This is a genomic window from Streptomyces sp. WMMB303 (assembly GCF_029351045.1).
GTDB lineage: Bacteria > Actinomycetota > Actinomycetes > Streptomycetales > Streptomycetaceae > Streptomyces.
The window spans coordinates 128,409-142,359 of the sequence record NZ_JARKIN010000001.1; the positions used below are offsets into that span (position 1 = coordinate 128,409).

The following is a 13,951-nucleotide window of genomic DNA, read 5'->3' on the forward strand; positions in this document are numbered from 1 at the left end:
CGTCGGCAGACACGAACATCGGCGGCGGTGCCCGCATCGCGACAGCCGCATCGGCGTAAGGAGTGGCCGTGGCCTCTGACTTCCCTCTCACCAGGACGACGAGCCCCGTTCCCGCGGCGGAGCGGGAGGAGATCCTCGCGGCGCCGGGCTTCGGCCGGTTCTTCACCGACCACATGTCCACGGCCACCTGGTCGGCCGGGCGCGGCTGGCACGGCCACCGCGTCGGCCCGCTGGAGCCGTTCTCGCTGCACCCCAGCGCCGCCGTGCTGCACTACGCGCAGGAGATCTTCGAGGGGCTCAAGGCCTACCGGCACGCGGACGACAGCGTCTGGCTCTTCCGCCCCGAGGCCAACGCGCGGCGCTTCGCGCGCTCCGCGCGCCGGATGGCCCTGCCGGAGCTGCCCGAGGAGGACTTCCTGGCCGGGGTGGAGGAACTGATCCGGGCCGACGAGCCCTGGGTGCCGGCACCGAGCAACGAGGAGAGCCTCTACTTGCGGCCGTTCATGTTCGCCTCCGAGGCGTTCCTGGGGGTGCGGCCCGCAAAGGAGATCGTCTTCTCGGTGATCGCGAGTCCGGCGGGTTCGTACTTCGAAGGCGGCCTCTCCGGGGTGACCCTGTGGGTCAGCGGCACCTACACCCGGGCGGGCAAGGGCGGTACCGGCACCGCCAAGTGCGGCGGCAACTACGCGGGCAGCCTGGCCGCCCAGCTGGAGGCCGAGGAGCACGGCTGCGACCAGGTGCTCTATCTGGACAGTGCGGGCGAGGGGTATCTGGAGGAGTCGGGCACGATGAACCTGTGCCTGGTCACCGCGGACGGCAAGCTGATCACTCCCGCGCTGGGCACCATTCTGGAGGGCGTCACCCGGGACACCATCCTCACCCTGGCGGCCGAGTCCGGACTGACCTGCGAGGAGCGCCAGATCACGCTGGCGGAGCTGCGGTCCGGAGCCGCCGACGGCACCGTCACGGAGGTGTTCGCGGCGGGAACGGCCGCGGTGGTCACCCCGATCGTCGGCTTCAAGGGCGAGGGCTACGCCTTCACCATCGGCGACGGGGAGCCGGGCAAGCAGACGGCGGCCCTGCGCGCGCGGGTGCTGGACATCCAGTACGGCCGCGCCGAGGACAACCACGGCTGGCTGCGCCGGGTGCTCTGAGCCGGGATCGGGGCGGCGGCGAGGTGGCAGCCCGCCTCGCCGCCGCCCCGCGCGGGAGGCGCCGGGTGCACCGGCGCGGCGCCGGGCTTCACGTCGCGGCGGAGCGGCGCGGTACGTGGACGGCACGGCTGAGGCGGCGGCCCACCAGTACGTATCCGAGCAGCGCGCCGGTCGCGTTGAGGAGCACGTCGTCCACGTCGAAGGCCCGGCCGGTCACCCACACCCCCTGCACGGTCTCCACGAGCAGCATCACCACGGCCGTGCAGAGGGTCACCTTCAGGAAGCCGCGCAACTGCGGCGCCATGACCGGCAGCAGGACGCCGAAGGGTGCTCCCAGCAGAATGTTCCCGCCCAACTGCTGGACGACGGCGAAGACCTCGGGCTGCTCCAGGTAGTCGCGGATCGAGTCTCCGGGCCGCAGGTTGGTGTGCGTCAGGCTCTCCGCCGCCTGCGAGGGCTGCAGCGTCGCGCGGGAGAGCAGGGCGGCGAACAGCACCATCGCGGCGAAGGCCAGCAGTACGGCGGACAGCCTGCCGAGAGCACGAAGCATCCCTCCGCGGGGCTTACCGGACGACACGGAACCCTTGGCATGAACGCTCTGAGTCATGCGCCACCGCTTACCCCGGGCGGCGGGGCGCACGCTCTCAGCAGTCGCGCCGGCAGTCGCCCGGGTCCGCCGCCGGGACCCGGGCCGGCGGGACCGGGCCGCCTCCCGGCAGGCGAGCGGGGCGGCGGCGACCCGGCCGGGCCCGCGGCCGCTCCGTCACTCCAGCCAGGCGCCGTCGCGCAGCAACTCGCGGCCGCGCAGTTCGTTCTCCTCGCGCCACGCCTGTACGCGGCGGGGGGTGATGCGGAACCAGCCGCAGGACGCGGCCGAGGCGCGCGGGTCGAATCCGGTGCGGGCGACGAACCGCTCGACCCGCTCCGGCGGCAGGGCGTCGATCTCCAGCACCTCCACCGTCCCTTCGATCATGGTCACGTCGCGGGTGGGGCCCAGTCCGAGCCGGGCCGTCCGGGTGGCGGCCAGATTCCTCCCCGTCGGGCTGCCGGCCGGGGTGGACACCAGCAGGGCCGCGCCGTCCCAGTCGAAGGACAGCGGCACGAGATACGGGGTGCCGTCCGGCGAGGCGCTGGCGAGCCAGATGTCCGCGTCGCTGCCGAGCCGCTGCTCGGTGTCCCGCCGGCGCCGGGCGCGGGTGCGGGGCGCGGCGCTCATCGGTCCTGCAGCAGGCCGAGGAGGTTGCCGTCCGGGTCGACGAGGGTGGCCACCAGCCGGCCGCCGCCCACGTCGTGCACGGGCTCCTTCACCACGGCGCCCGCGGCGGTCACCTCGGCGAGCCCGGCCTCGATGTCGGTCACATGCCAGTAGGCCAGCGGTGCGGTCAGGCCCTGCGAGCCCCCGTCCGGGACCAGGCCGATGTGCTGGTCCCCGACCTCGAAGCCGACGTAGTAGGGGCTGTCGGTCTGCGGCGGGACGCCGAGCAGGGCGGCATACACGGCCTTGGCCGCCGCCAGGTCCGATACGGGGTGCAGCACGGTCTTGATGCCGAGGGTGGCAGAGCCGCTCATGGTCGCTCCTGTCTCGCGGGTGGATCGCTCCGGTGGCCCCGGGCCGATCGCCGTGTCCGCAGCCTCTCTCGAACGGGGTTGCGGCCACCTCCGTACCGACCACGGAAGCCGCTACGGATAATGAGTCGGTGTCCACTCCAGTGATCTCGGCCCGCGAGGCCGAAGTACTCGGTCTGCTCGGGGAGCACCTCAGCAACGCGGAGATCGCCGCACGGCTGTTCATCTCGGTGCGCACGGTGGAATCGCACGTCTCGGCGCTGCTGCGCAAGCTGGAGGTGCCGGACCGGCGTGCCCTGTCGCGCCGAGCGGCCGAGTCGGCACGCGCCGGACGGCCCCGTCCGGCGCGTGCCCTGCCGGCGCCGCTGACCGCGTTCGTCGGCCGCGCGCGAGAGTGCGCGGAGTTGGCCGGCGCGCTGAAGGCGCATCGACAGGTGACCGCGGTCGGGCCGGGCGGGGTGGGCAAGACCCGGCTGGCGCTGGCGGTGGCCGCGGAGGTCGAAGGCGACTTCGCCGACGGCGTGTGGTTCTGCGACCTGGTACCGGTCACCGACCCACACCGGGTGGCCGCGGCCGTCGCCGCGGCCGTGGGAGTGGGAGAGCAGCCCGGTTCCGGCATCGAGGACACGGTGGTGGGGGCGCTGGCCGACCGGGAGGCGCTGCTGGTGCTGGACAACTGCGAGCAGATACCCGACGGGGTGGCGCCGTTCGTGGAGCGGCTGCTGCTGGCCTGCCCGCGGGTGCGGGTGCTCGCGACCAGCCGGGCCCGGCTGATGGTGCCCTTCGAATGGGTCTTCGCGGTGCCGCCGCTCTCACGGGTCGGCGGGGGCGACTCGGACGCCGCGGCCCTGTTCCTGGAGCGGGCGGCGGCGGTGGGCCGGACGTCGGACCCGGTGGCCGGCGAGCAGGTGGCGGCCCTGTGCGAGCGGCTCGACGGCATGGCGCTGGCGATCGAGCTGGCGGCGGCGCGGTGGGCCACGTTGGGGCTGGACGGTCTGACGGCCGGCCTCTCCGACCAGCTGCGCATCCTGTCCGGCGGCCCCCGCGCCGACGGCAGGCACCGGTCGGTGCGGGCTGTGCTGGACTGGAGCCACGAACTGCTGGAGCCGCAGGACCGGGCGCTGCTGCGGCGGATCTCGGTGTTCGCCGTGCCGTTCACCGCGCAGGCGGCGGCCGAGGTGGCCGGGGTCGCCCCGCTGGACACGGCCGCGGTCGCCGACGGGCTCGGCAGACTCGCCGAACAGAGCCTGCTCACCGTGGCGCGGTCCGGGACCGGCACCCGGTACCGGACCCTGGCGACGATCCGCCAGTACGGGGCGGAACGGCTTGCGGCCGCCGGTGAGTCGACCGCGATCCGCTCCCGCCATCTGGACTGGTGCCTGGCCGCGGCGGGCGGACTCACGCACTCCGGAAGCGAGGGTCTGCGTACCCGCTTCGACGCCCTGGCCGAGGAGCTGCGGGCCGCACTGACCTGGGCGGCGGAACAGCCGGAACGGCGTGCGGACGCCCACCGTCTCGCCCTGTGCCTGGCCGAGTTGGCCTTTGCCCGCAATCTGCTCGACGAGGCGCAGCAGCGGTTCGAGCAGGCGGCCGGGCTCGCCGGGGACGCCGCCGGAGCCGCGGCGCTGCGGAGCGCGGCCGGGGTGGCCGGCTGCCGCGGGAGCGGGGATGAGATGTTCCGCCTGCACCGGGCCGCGGCGGCAGCCGCCCGCCGGGCCGGGGACGCCGCCGCCGCGGGCCGGGACCTGGCCACCGCGGCCTGCGTCGCATACCGCTTCTCCACCACGTTCGCGCGGATTCCGGCGGTGAGCGAGGCGGAGGCGCTGCTCGCCGAGGCGCGGGAGCTGTGCCCCGAGGGCGACCCCGCGAGCGATGCGGCACTCGCGGTGGCCGAGACGGCCGTGGTCGCGGATGCGTACGGCGCGGTCCAGGGGGATGCGGACAACTCCGTGCCGGAGACGGCCGCAGCTGCCGAACGGACGGTCGAGCTGGCCCGGCGGGCAGGTGACCCGGTGATCGAGTCCGCTGCGCTGGACGGCCTCTCCGGCGCCCGGAGCTGGGCCGGGGACGCCTTCGCCACCGCCGCCGCGGTGCGGCGCCGCATCGAGGTGCTGGACCCGCAGCCGCGGACTCCGGCCGGTACGCACGAGTTGGTGGACGCCCTGGCCATGGCCGCGGGTACGGCGCTGGGCGTGGGCGCGCTGCCGGAGGCCCGCCGCCGGGCCGGGCAGCTCGCGGGCCAGCCACTGCTGGCCGAGGTGGGCCATCACGCCACGTCCTGGCTGCTGGTCGCTGACGCGTTCGCGGGCCGCGGGTGCGAAGTGCTCGACGGCAGCGCCCGGTTCCGCGACGCGTGGGAGCGCAGCGGCCGGCAGCGGTCCTCCTCGCTGGGGCCGGCTGCCGCCTCGGTGGCGATGGTGCACGGCCTGCGGGGCGACACGGAGGCCCGGGCGGAATGGCTCGCCGTCGTCGAGGAGGCCGGTACTCCGCAGGAGTACCGGCGCGGCTACGGCGCGGTCTGCGACGCGACGGTCCTGCTCCACCGGGGAGCCGCGGAGGCGGCCTGGGAGCGCGTGGCACCGGAGCCGGAGCAGGTGTGGAAGTGGGTCTGCTGGATCTGGCTGCACTGGTACGTGGGGCTTCGGACGGAGGCCGCGGTGCTGGCCGGACATCCGGAGGCCCGCGGCCGGGTCGAGGCCGCCCGGCGCACCGTCGCGGGCAACCCGGTCGCCTCCGCCCAGGTGGACCGGGCCGAGGCACTGCTGGAGGGGGACCGGGAGCGGCTGCCGGCCATCGCCGCGGCGTTCGAGGCGGCGGACTGCCGCTACCAGTCGGCACGCACACTGCTGCTCGCCGGGGGCGAGCACGCGGCGGCCGGATCGGCCGCGCTCGCCGCCCTCGGCCTCGCACCGCCCGCGGCCCGGTAGCCGCCGCGCACACGCACCCGGGGGCGGGCGGCGCGGACGCGGCGTCGACGAGCCGCTCGTTCACCCGGCCGCCCGGGGCCGCCCGGTGTGCGCCGGGCTGCGCCTCAGCTCACCGCCCGCTCGACGAGCGCGGCGATCCGCGCCTCCACCTCGGGCGTCACCTCGGTCAGCGCGAAACCCGCCGCCCACATCGGCCCGTCGTCCAGCCGCGCCTGGTCGCTGAAGCCGAGAGTGGCGTACCGCGCCTTGAACTTGGCCGCGCTCTGGAAGAAGCAGACGATCTTTCCCTCCAGCGCGTAGGCGGGCATCCCGTACCAGAGTTTCGGTGCGAGGACCGGTGCGGCGGCCGTGACGACGGCGTGGACGCGCTCGGCCATGACCCGGTCGGAGTCCTGCATCTCGGCGATCTTCGCCAGGACGTCCCGTTCCGCCTCCGCGGCCTTCTCCGCCTGGGAGGCGCGGCGCGCCGCCTTCTTCTGCTCCTGTGCGTGATCCTTCATCGCGGCCCGCTCCTCGGCCGTGAACCCCTGGTAGGCGCTGCTCTTGGTGCTGGTCATGGCCGGCCGTCCTCGTCGTCGTGGGTCCTGTCGGCCGCGCGCTCCGCTCCGCGGCCGATCGCTGTGGTCACAGCCTCTCCCCGGCAGCATGCGCACCGCATCCGTGCTCAGCACGGAGACCGGCACGGACGCGGGTGCGGTACCGGCCCCGCACCGGGGCACGCGGACCGGGCGTGCCCGCGGCGTCCGGTGCCGTCGGACGGCCGTCCCGAGGCTCGCGCTTGGGGCGGGCGCCGACGGCACGCGACGGGGGAACGGGGCTCACCCCTCGGCCGGGGTCCGGGGGGCGGCTCGCAGCGCGGCCAGAGCGGCCAGTTCGGCCGGGGTGCGCGGGGCGGAAGCGGCATCCTCCAGCACGTCGTACGCCAGCAGCAGCTCCCGGGCGGCGATGCCCCAGGGCAGTCCCAGACCGGCCTCGCGCAGCAGTTCCGGGCGCGCGAGGACGGCGTCCACCGGCCCGGAGCGCACCCCGCCCGGGGTGAGCAGCGCGGCGTCGTCGGCCCAGCGCAGCGCGAGGTCCACGTCGTGCGTGGCCATCACCACCGTGGTGCCGCCGTCCCGCAGCTCGCCGAGGGTCGTCAGCAGCCGCTCCTGGCCGTCCGGGTCGAGCCCCGCGGTCGGCTCGTCCAGGATCAGCACCCGCGGGCGCATCGCGACCGCGCCGGCGATCGCGGCCCGTTTGCGCTGGCCGTAGGAGAGCAGGTGGGTGGGCCGGTCGGCGAGTGCCGCGATGTCCAGCGCGGTGAGCGCCTCCTGGACGCGCTCGTGTACCTGCGGAGCGGGGAGCCCGAGGTTGAGCGGCCCGAAGGAGACGTCCTGGGCGACGGACGCGGCGAACAGCTGGTCGTCCGGTTCCTGCACGACGAGCTGCACCGCCGTGCGGAGCCGGGTGAGGCCCGTGCGGTCGTGCCGGACCGGGTCGCCCGCCACCGCCAGTTGCCCGGTCCGAGGCCGCAACCCGCCGCTGAGCAGCCGCATCAGGGTGGTCTTGCCGCTGCCGTTGCGACCCAGGAGGGCGAGGGCGCGGCCCTCGTGCACCTCGAAGTCGAGGGCGCCGAGCACGACCGGGCCGTCCTCGTACGCGAAGGACACGCCCCGCAGGGCGACCAGGGCCGGCTCGTTCATGACAGCGGGTTCTCCAGTGCGAGGGTGGCTGCGGTGACGGCGGCGAGCAGCAGCAGGCTCGCGGCGGTGAAGCGGGGGGAGACGCGCGCTTCGGGCACCAGGACGCGCAGGGTTCCCTCGTAGCCCCGTCCGACGAGGCCGGCCTGGAGCCGGGCCGCCCGGTCGAAGGCGCGTACGAAAGCGATCGCACCGAGCCCGGCCGCAGAGCGCCACTGCGCGGACCGTGTGGTGTGTCCGAGCCGGGCGGCCTGCGCCTCCCGGACGCGGCGCACGGAGTCCAGGAGCAGGAAGCCGGTGCGGTACGTCATCAGCGCGACGTCCACCACGGGCGCGGGCACTCCGGCCCGGACCAGGCGCGGCAGCAGGTCGGACATCGGCGTGGTGAAGGCGAACAGGAGCACGCCGAGCGAGGCCGCGGAGGTGCGCAGCAGCAGCCGGCCCGCGCGGGCAGGGCCGCCGTCGGCCAGGGAGACGAACGCGTCCGGGCCGCCGACCTGGAACAGCAGAGTGACCGCTCCGGTCACGCAGAAGCCCAGCGGCACCCGGTAGGCCCGCCAGAGCCTGCGCGCCGGCACCCCTGCCGGGCCCAGCAGCACGGTGAGCGCCGTCCCGAGCACGAGTGCCGCGCCGGGCCAGGGCGGCAGCGAGATGGCCAGGACGGTCAGCCCCAGCCCGAGCACGGCTTTGTCCACGGGGTGGCGGCGGCGCCAGCGACTGCTGTGCGCCGCCGCGTCGATGGGCAGCACAGCGGCTCAGACCCGCCCGATGGCGGATTCGTCGGCGCCGCTGTCGGTGCGCTCGCCCGCCGGCCGCGCCCGGGCGGCCCGCTGCTCCCCCTGGCGGCGACCCCGGCGCAGTCCGAAGTAGTAGGCCAGGACACCCGCACCGAGCGCTGCCTGCAGCGCGAAGAGCGCCGACTCGATCTCGCCGGAGGGTGGTTCGTACAGCGGCGAGAACCACGGCTCGTAGTCGGGCTCCAGCTCGGTGATGGCCGTCTCGGCCTGCGCGTCGGATCCGGTGAACGGCTCTTCCTTGTCGTCGCCGAGCCCCAGGGCCAGCGGCAGGACGGCGAGTGCCGCCACGAGGACGAGCAGCAGCGCGTTGATCCTGGTGTTGCGCTTCATCGTGCCGCCGCCTCCGTCTCGGTCCGCTTCCGCCCGCCCGACAGGAGCACGCCCAGCCGGGTCAGTTCGCCCTTGCTGGACTGCACCAGCAGGCGCATGACGAGCACCGTGAGGAGCCCCTCGCTGATCGCGAGCGGAATCTGGGTGACCGCGAAGATGGAACCGAACTTGCCCAGTGCGCCGAGGAAGCCGCTGCTCGGGTCGGGGAAGGCGAGCGCGAGCTGCACGCTGGTGACGCAGTAGGTGGACAGGTCGGCGACGAACGCGCCCGCGAACACTCCGACCATCAGCGGCGCGCCGAAGCGCCGCAGCAGCCGGTAGGCCCCGTAGCCGGCCCACGGACCGACGATCGCCATCGAGAAGACGTTGGCGCCGAGCGTGGTCAGCCCGCCGTGCGCGAGCAGCAGCGCCTGGAACAGCAGCACGATGGTGCCCAGCACGGCCATGATCGGCGGTCGGAACAGGATGGCGCCCAGACCGGTACCGGTGGGGTGGGAACAACTGCCGGTGACCGATGGCAGCTTCAGGGCCGACAGGACGAACGTGAAAGCACCCGCGGCTCCCAGCAGCAACGTGCTCTCGGGATGCTCCCTGACCTCACGGGTCAGGGACCGGGCTCCGTGGACGACGAACGGCGCCGCCGCGACGCCCCAGGCGACCGCGTGCACCGGAGGCAGAAAACCCTCGGCTATGTGCATGGCTCAGCAGACCCTCTCCAGCACCTCGTGGATGGACGACGTGCCTTGGCCGGTCTCCTGGCTCACGGGTACACCGCCCGCACTCCGCCTTCCCGGGTCCGAGGACCCAGTGGCTGCCCGCAAGGGCCGGAGCCGGCATTCCCGATCACAGTGGCGAGGGCCGCACCGGTATCGCACCGGATTTCCCGTTCACCAAGGCGTGGCGACACTAGTCGCACACACGCCAGGTGACAAGCCGGGGGCAGGGAGTGCGAAGGCTGAGGTCACCTCCGCGTCCCGGGCCGCGCACCCCGGCGGGCCGCGCACCGGCGCGGACCGGCACGGGCGTTCACACGCGGGCGGAGTGCTCTCGCGGCACCGATCGCACACGTGCGCGGCGGACCGGGTACGGCCGGCCGGCGGCGACGCGTGCACGGGGTGCGGGAGGGGCACGATACGCGGCGATCCGCCCTGAGAGATCCCCGGGCCCGGCTCGTCCCGCCGCGGTACCCGCCGAGCCGGAACCCCCGGTTCAGGCCGCTGACGCCTGGGCGCCACCGGCCGGCCCGCCCGCGGCGCTACTCATGACCTGGCGGGACGTGCTCCCGGAGGACGCCGGGCGAGCCCCACCGCCCGGGAACCGGGGTCCCGTGCCGCCGCGAGAACGCCGGGCCCGCACGGGCCCGGGCACGCGCACCACGCGGCCCGGCCCGCCGGGCCGGGCACGAGCCTGCTGAGGGGACACCACTGATGACAACCTCATCCACAGCAAGGGAAAGCGCCGCCTACACCGCCGCCGTCGCCGACTCCGCGGCCGAGGTGCGGGCCGCGCAGCGGCTCCGCCACGAGGTGTTCGGCCGGGAGATGGGAGCCGCTGCCGGGTCCCGCTCGTCCGGCCTCGAGAGGGACGCCTTCGACTCCGTCGCGGACCATCTGATCGTCACGGAAACCGCGACGGGCGATGTCGTCGGCACCTACCGCCTCCTGCCGCCGGGACGGGTCCGGCTCTCCTACGCGGACGGCGAGTTCGACCTGGGAGCGCTGGCAGGGCTCCGCACGTCGATGATCGAGGCGGGACGGTCATGCGTGCATCCCGGCCACCGGTCCGGAGCAGTGATCAACCTGATGTGGTCGGCGCTCGCCCGCTACGTGCTGCTGTCGGGGCATCGCTACCTGGCGGGCTGTGCCTCGGTGCCGCTGGCGGACGGCGGGCGGAGTGCGGCGCACACGTGGGCGCTGTGCGCCGCACGCCATGCGCCGCCCTCCGGCATGGAGGTCTTCCCGCACCGCCCGTGGCAGCCGTCGGCGCCGGCGCAGGTGACGGAGCCTGCCGGGGCCCGCACCGCGCTGCTCCCGCCGCTGCTGCGCGGCTACCTGCGGCTCGGCGCGTGGGTGTGCGGAGCTCCCGCCCACGACCCGGAGTTCGGCGTCGCCGACTTCTTCGTGATCCTCGACATGGAGCAGTTGAACGACCGCTACCACCGCTACTTCCTCGGGGAGCCGGGATGAGCTGCTGGACCGTGGCCTCGCCCTGCACCGTGCGGTGCGCAGCCCACCGGGTGCCGCCGGTGGCCACCGGCGTGCGGGCCCGCCGGTACGCGGCACTGGCCGGTGCGCTGCTCCGGGGGCTGGCGAGCGGTCCGCGCCTCGCCTCCGGGGAGGTGCTGCGCACCCAGGCCAAGGGGGTGATCCGGGCGCTGGGTGCCACGCTGGAGGCCCCGGCATCCGTCTCGGGCCCGCGCCGGCGTCCGGGCGAGGCGGGTTCGCTGATCGTCTCCGACCACATCTCCTGGCTCGACGCGCTCGCGCTGCTGGCGGTCGAACCGGCGACCGCGCTCGCCAAACGGGAGGTGGCGCAGTGGCCGTTGTTCGGACCCCTGGCGGAACGCGCGGGGGTGCAGTTCATCGACCGGGACCGGATCCGCACGCTGCCCGACACGGTGGCGCAGGTGGCGGCCGTGCTGCGCGCGGGCCGATCGGTCCTGGTCTTCCCGCAGGGCACGACATGGTGCACCGAGTCGGGGAGTGGATTCCGGCGCGCCCTGTTCCAGGCCGCCGTCGACGCCGAAGCGCCCGTGCGGCCGGTGACGGTCAGCTACCGGCAGTGCGGCGAGCCCAGTACGGTGGCGGCCTTCCTCGGCGAGGACACGTTCGCCGCTTCGCTGCACCGGGTGATCAGCGCCCGGGACCTGGCGGTACGCGTCACGCCGCATCCCGCGCTGCACCCGGCGCGGGATCGTCGTGCCCTGGCGGCGGCCGCACATACGGCGATCCGCGGCACCGGCGCGCCCGCCCACCCGTGAAGCGTACGGCTGCCCGGGACCGGTCCGACTCCGAGGAGCGGCCGTGCGGCTCCGCGGAGTCCGGGCCGCGGTCGGCGGCAGAGGAGCCCGCGCGGGGTGACCGGCGCGATCGGATCACCCGTCCGCGGGTGCCGCGGGGACGGCCCGCCGATGGGCGCCCAGGCGGGTGCGGACCGCAGCCGCGGCGCGCTGTGCCGACTCGCACGCAGCAGCCGGGGGACCGCGCTGATCTGCCGACGCGGATCGCTCAGCCTCGCCCAGCGCCCACCGGTCCGGATCCGGAGCGCTCTGGGCAAGGCGTGCAGCCGCAGCCGTTCGAGGTCGGCCTGCCGGGCGAGCTGAGGATACCCGGTGTTGAGCAGCTGGAAGCCCCGGTCCAGCAGGAAGCCGTCCACCGCGTCGGTGCGGATGCGCCCGCCCACTCCGTCGCCCGCCTCCAGGACGACGACCTCCACGCCGCTGTCCCGCAACCGGCGCGCCGCCGCAAGACCCGCGAGACCGGCGCCGACCACGACGACGTCACAGTGCCGGGGCAGTGATCCGCCGGCCTGTCCGGCCGGGCCCGGTCGGCTGCGGGGTCGCGTCATCGTGCGGGCTCCTTCGTGCGGCGCGGTGGCCCAGGACCGGTTCCCGCCCGCCGAGTGCCCGAAACCGCCGATCGTGCCCGCGGCCGCGGGTCGGCACCGCACCGCACGGCCGCGGGACGCCCGGTCTCAGGCGCTGCCGCTGCGCAGCTCCGCCAGGGCGCTCGCGGTCAGGGGCCGGGGCGTGCTGTCGGGGTCGATGAGCACGACGGTGCTCGTGGCGGCACGGGTGAGGGCCGTGGTGAGGCTGCCCTCGCCGAACTGGGTGACGGCGCCCAGCGGGGAGCGTCCCACGGCGACGGTGGTGGCGCCCGCGTCGGCGGCGTGCCGCGCCAGGGCGCGTCCGGCGGCGGCGCGGTCGCCGACGCTGGTGAGGATCTGGCCGGTGGCGGGGACTCCCCGCCCGGCGAGCCGGTCGAGGTGTGCCGTGACCGCGGCGCGGGCCTGGTCATGGGTCTCGGTCTCGACGGCCTGCTCCTCGACGACGGCCGTCTGCTGTACATGGACGATCTGCAGCGGGCTGCCGGAGTCCCGGGCGAGCCGTGCCGCGGCCTCGACGACGGCCGTGGCACGGCCGTGGGCGCCGACAGCGACGATGAGCGGGGGTTCGGCGCCCGCGGCCTGCGGGCCGACGGGGGTCAGCGTGGGGCCGACGGACTCGCCCTCGACGGTGCGCTGTTCGGCCTGTCGGACCAGCCGGTGGCCGCTGGCCAGCACCGGGATGGCGAGCAGGAAGGCTGCCGCGCCGATGTAGAAGGGCACACCGAGGTCGGTGGCCTCGGCGACCTTGCCCGCCACGTAGGGGGCCAGGCCGCCGCCGATGAAGCGCAGGAACCCGTACGCCGAGGAGGCCACCGACCGCTCGACGGGCGAGACGAGCATGACCGCCTGGGTGGTGAGGGTGTTGTTGATCCCGATGAAGGCACCGCTGACGATGACGGCCACCACGACCACGGTGGGGGTCTCGACGCCGGCGGCGATCAACGCCATCACGATGCCGAGGCCGAGCAGATTGGCGTACAGGACCGGGGCGGTGCCGAACCGGGCCTGCAGCCGGGGCGCCACCAGCACGCTGAAGGCGGCGACCAACAGCCCCCAGCCGGTGAAGACCAGTCCGAGCTGATGGGCGTTCAGCTCCATCGGGTAGGGCGCGTAGCCGAGCATGGTGAAGAAGCCCCAGTTGTAGAGCAGAGCCATGATGCCCATCGTCAGCAGCCCGCGGTGGCGCAGCGCCTTGAGCGGGGCGGCCGGCGAGATGGGGCGCTTGGGCTTCGGCGGGTCGGAGACGAACGCCAGGGTCGCGATCAGCGCCACGGCCATGAGAGCGGAGACGCCGAAGAAGGGGCCGCGCCAGCTGATGGCACCCAACTCACCGCCCAGCAGCGGGCCCACGGCGATGCCGAGGCCGAGCGCGGTCTCGTAGAGGATGATGGCACCGGCGAATCCGCCGCTGGCCGAGGCGACGATCACCGCCAGGGAGGTGGCGATGAACAGCGCGTTGCCCAGGCCCCAGCCCGCGCGGAAGCCGACGATCCCGTTGATGGAGTCGGTGGCCCCGGCCAGTGCCGAGAAGGTGACGATGACGGCCAGCCCGACCACCAGGGTGCGCTTGGCACCGACTCGGCTGGAGACGGCGCCGACGACGAGCATGGCCACGGCCGTGACGATGAGGTAGCTGCTGAACAGCAGGGAGACCTGGCTGGGCGAGGCGTCCAGGCTCTCGGCCAGGGCGGGCAGGATCGGATCCACCAGGCCGATCCCCATGAAGGAGATGACGCAGGCGAAGGCGACGGCCCAGACGGCTTTCGGCTGCCTGAACGGGCTCGCGGCCTTTCCGGGCTTCGCGTGATCGTCGTGCGAGGCACTCATGTCCGTTTCTCTTCCGCACAGTTGGGGGCAGGGGCCGCGCAGGGTGCAGGGTCGGCAGGAGCCGG

At 74.7% G+C, this 13,951-nt stretch carries 13 protein-coding genes, 1 pseudogene and 1 riboswitch; of the genes and pseudogenes, 4 read left to right on the plus strand and 10 right to left on the minus strand.

Annotation, left to right across the window (positions count from 1 at the left end; all coding sequences use genetic code 11):
• Nucleotides 1-68: 68 nt before the first annotated feature.
• Nucleotides 69-1,154 (plus strand): branched-chain amino acid aminotransferase, encoded by a 1,086-nt coding sequence (locus P2424_RS00605; RefSeq protein WP_276473837.1) that lies wholly within the window; start codon nucleotides 69-71, stop codon nucleotides 1,152-1,154.
• Between the two features lie 88 nt (nucleotides 1,155-1,242).
• Here P2424_RS00605 and P2424_RS00610 read toward each other — a convergent pair whose 3' ends face one another.
• From P2424_RS00610 to P2424_RS00620, 3 genes are all read right to left on the minus strand, one after another.
• On the minus strand, nucleotides 1,243-1,704 hold the full coding sequence (locus P2424_RS00610) for a VanZ family protein (protein WP_276473838.1): 462 nt from the start codon (nucleotides 1,702-1,704) through the stop codon (nucleotides 1,243-1,245).
• Between the two features lie 213 nt (nucleotides 1,705-1,917).
• On the minus strand, nucleotides 1,918-2,370 hold the full coding sequence (locus P2424_RS00615; RefSeq protein ID WP_276473839.1) for a pyridoxamine 5'-phosphate oxidase family protein: 453 nt from the start codon (nucleotides 2,368-2,370) through the stop codon (nucleotides 1,918-1,920).
• Complete coding sequence (locus tag P2424_RS00620; RefSeq protein ID WP_276473840.1) at nucleotides 2,367-2,723, minus strand: VOC family protein; 357 nt, start codon at nucleotides 2,721-2,723, stop codon at nucleotides 2,367-2,369. The genes P2424_RS00615 and P2424_RS00620 overlap by 4 nt, the downstream gene beginning before the upstream one ends.
• Nucleotides 2,724-2,851: 128 nt before the next feature.
• Here P2424_RS00620 and P2424_RS00625 point away from each other — a divergent pair, with 128 nt between their 5' ends.
• The gene (locus P2424_RS00625; protein ID WP_276473841.1) at nucleotides 2,852-5,647 is read left to right on the plus strand and encodes a LuxR C-terminal-related transcriptional regulator; all 2,796 of its coding nucleotides are present in this window, start codon (nucleotides 2,852-2,854) and stop codon (nucleotides 5,645-5,647) included.
• 104 nt (nucleotides 5,648-5,751) lie between these two features.
• On the opposite strand, the gene P2424_RS00630 is transcribed toward P2424_RS00625, so the two are convergent.
• The 5 genes from P2424_RS00630 to P2424_RS00650 all read right to left on the minus strand — a co-directional run bounded on the left by P2424_RS00630 (nucleotide 5,752) and on the right by P2424_RS00650 (nucleotide 9,151).
• Entirely contained in the window at nucleotides 5,752-6,204 is a 453-nt protein-coding gene (locus P2424_RS00630; protein WP_276473842.1) for a DUF1801 domain-containing protein, read from the minus strand.
• 261 nt (nucleotides 6,205-6,465) lie between these two features.
• Nucleotides 6,466-7,329 carry an ATP-binding cassette domain-containing protein gene (locus P2424_RS00635; protein WP_276473843.1) on the minus strand — a complete coding sequence of 288 codons (864 nt, stop codon included), beginning with the start codon at nucleotides 7,327-7,329 and terminating at the stop codon, nucleotides 6,466-6,468.
• A complete protein-coding gene (cbiQ, locus tag P2424_RS00640; protein WP_276473844.1) occupies nucleotides 7,326-8,075 on the minus strand; it encodes a cobalt ECF transporter T component CbiQ in 750 nt (249 codons plus the stop codon). The genes P2424_RS00635 and cbiQ overlap by 4 nt, the downstream gene beginning before the upstream one ends.
• A 6-nt stretch (nucleotides 8,076-8,081) precedes the next feature.
• Entirely contained in the window at nucleotides 8,082-8,453 is a 372-nt protein-coding gene (locus P2424_RS00645; protein WP_276473845.1) for an energy-coupling factor ABC transporter substrate-binding protein, read from the minus strand.
• Nucleotides 8,450-9,151: an energy-coupling factor ABC transporter permease gene (locus P2424_RS00650; protein ID WP_276473846.1), complete on the minus strand. Its 702-nt coding sequence runs from the start codon at nucleotides 9,149-9,151 to the stop codon at nucleotides 8,450-8,452. The genes P2424_RS00645 and P2424_RS00650 overlap by 4 nt, the downstream gene beginning before the upstream one ends.
• Nucleotides 9,152-9,180: 29 nt before the next feature.
• Nucleotides 9,181-9,363, minus strand: a riboswitch (cobalamin riboswitch).
• 517 nt (nucleotides 9,364-9,880) lie between these two features.
• On the opposite strand from P2424_RS00650, the gene P2424_RS00655 reads away from it, so the two are divergent.
• Both P2424_RS00655 and P2424_RS00660 read left to right on the plus strand, forming a co-directional pair.
• Nucleotides 9,881-10,639 carry a GNAT family N-acyltransferase gene (locus P2424_RS00655; protein WP_276473847.1) on the plus strand — a complete coding sequence of 253 codons (759 nt, stop codon included), beginning with the start codon at nucleotides 9,881-9,883 and terminating at the stop codon, nucleotides 10,637-10,639.
• The gene (locus tag P2424_RS00660) at nucleotides 10,636-11,433 is read left to right on the plus strand and encodes a lysophospholipid acyltransferase family protein (protein WP_276473848.1); all 798 of its coding nucleotides are present in this window, start codon (nucleotides 10,636-10,638) and stop codon (nucleotides 11,431-11,433) included. Before P2424_RS00655 ends, P2424_RS00660 begins: the two co-directional genes overlap by 4 nt.
• Before the next feature lie 215 nt (nucleotides 11,434-11,648).
• Here the strand turns inward: P2424_RS00660 and P2424_RS00665 are convergent.
• A pseudogene (locus P2424_RS00665) lies at nucleotides 11,649-12,020 on the minus strand (FAD-dependent oxidoreductase); the annotation flags it as partial.
• A 126-nt stretch (nucleotides 12,021-12,146) separates the two neighbouring features.
• Nucleotides 12,147-13,886, minus strand: coding sequence for an MFS transporter (locus P2424_RS00670; protein WP_276473849.1), 1,740 nt, complete (start codon nucleotides 13,884-13,886; stop codon nucleotides 12,147-12,149).
• Between the last annotated feature and the right edge of the window lie 65 nt (nucleotides 13,887-13,951).

What these genes read in the sequence shown, in the direction of transcription:
- P2424_RS00610 (WP_276473838.1), bottom strand. Translation starts at nt 1,704, where the DNA reads ATGCTTCGTGCTCTCGGCAGGCTGTCCGCCGTACTGCTGGCCTTCGCC.
- P2424_RS00615 (WP_276473839.1), bottom strand. Translation starts at nt 2,370, where the DNA reads ATGAGCGCCGCGCCCCGCACCCGCGCCCGGCGCCGGCGGGACACCGAG.
- P2424_RS00620 (WP_276473840.1), bottom strand. Translation starts at nt 2,723, where the DNA reads ATGAGCGGCTCTGCCACCCTCGGCATCAAGACCGTGCTGCACCCCGTA.
- P2424_RS00630 (WP_276473842.1), bottom strand. Translation starts at nt 6,204, where the DNA reads ATGACCAGCACCAAGAGCAGCGCCTACCAGGGGTTCACGGCCGAGGAG.
- P2424_RS00635 (WP_276473843.1), bottom strand. Translation starts at nt 7,329, where the DNA reads ATGAACGAGCCGGCCCTGGTCGCCCTGCGGGGCGTGTCCTTCGCGTAC.
- P2424_RS00645 (WP_276473845.1), bottom strand. Translation starts at nt 8,453, where the DNA reads ATGAAGCGCAACACCAGGATCAACGCGCTGCTGCTCGTCCTCGTGGCG.
- P2424_RS00650 (WP_276473846.1), bottom strand. Translation starts at nt 9,151, where the DNA reads ATGCACATAGCCGAGGGTTTTCTGCCTCCGGTGCACGCGGTCGCCTGG.
- P2424_RS00655 (WP_276473847.1), top strand. Translation starts at nt 9,881, where the DNA reads ATGACAACCTCATCCACAGCAAGGGAAAGCGCCGCCTACACCGCCGCC.
- P2424_RS00660 (WP_276473848.1), top strand. Translation starts at nt 10,636, where the DNA reads ATGAGCTGCTGGACCGTGGCCTCGCCCTGCACCGTGCGGTGCGCAGCC.
- P2424_RS00670 (WP_276473849.1), bottom strand. Translation starts at nt 13,886, where the DNA reads ATGAGTGCCTCGCACGACGATCACGCGAAGCCCGGAAAGGCCGCGAGC.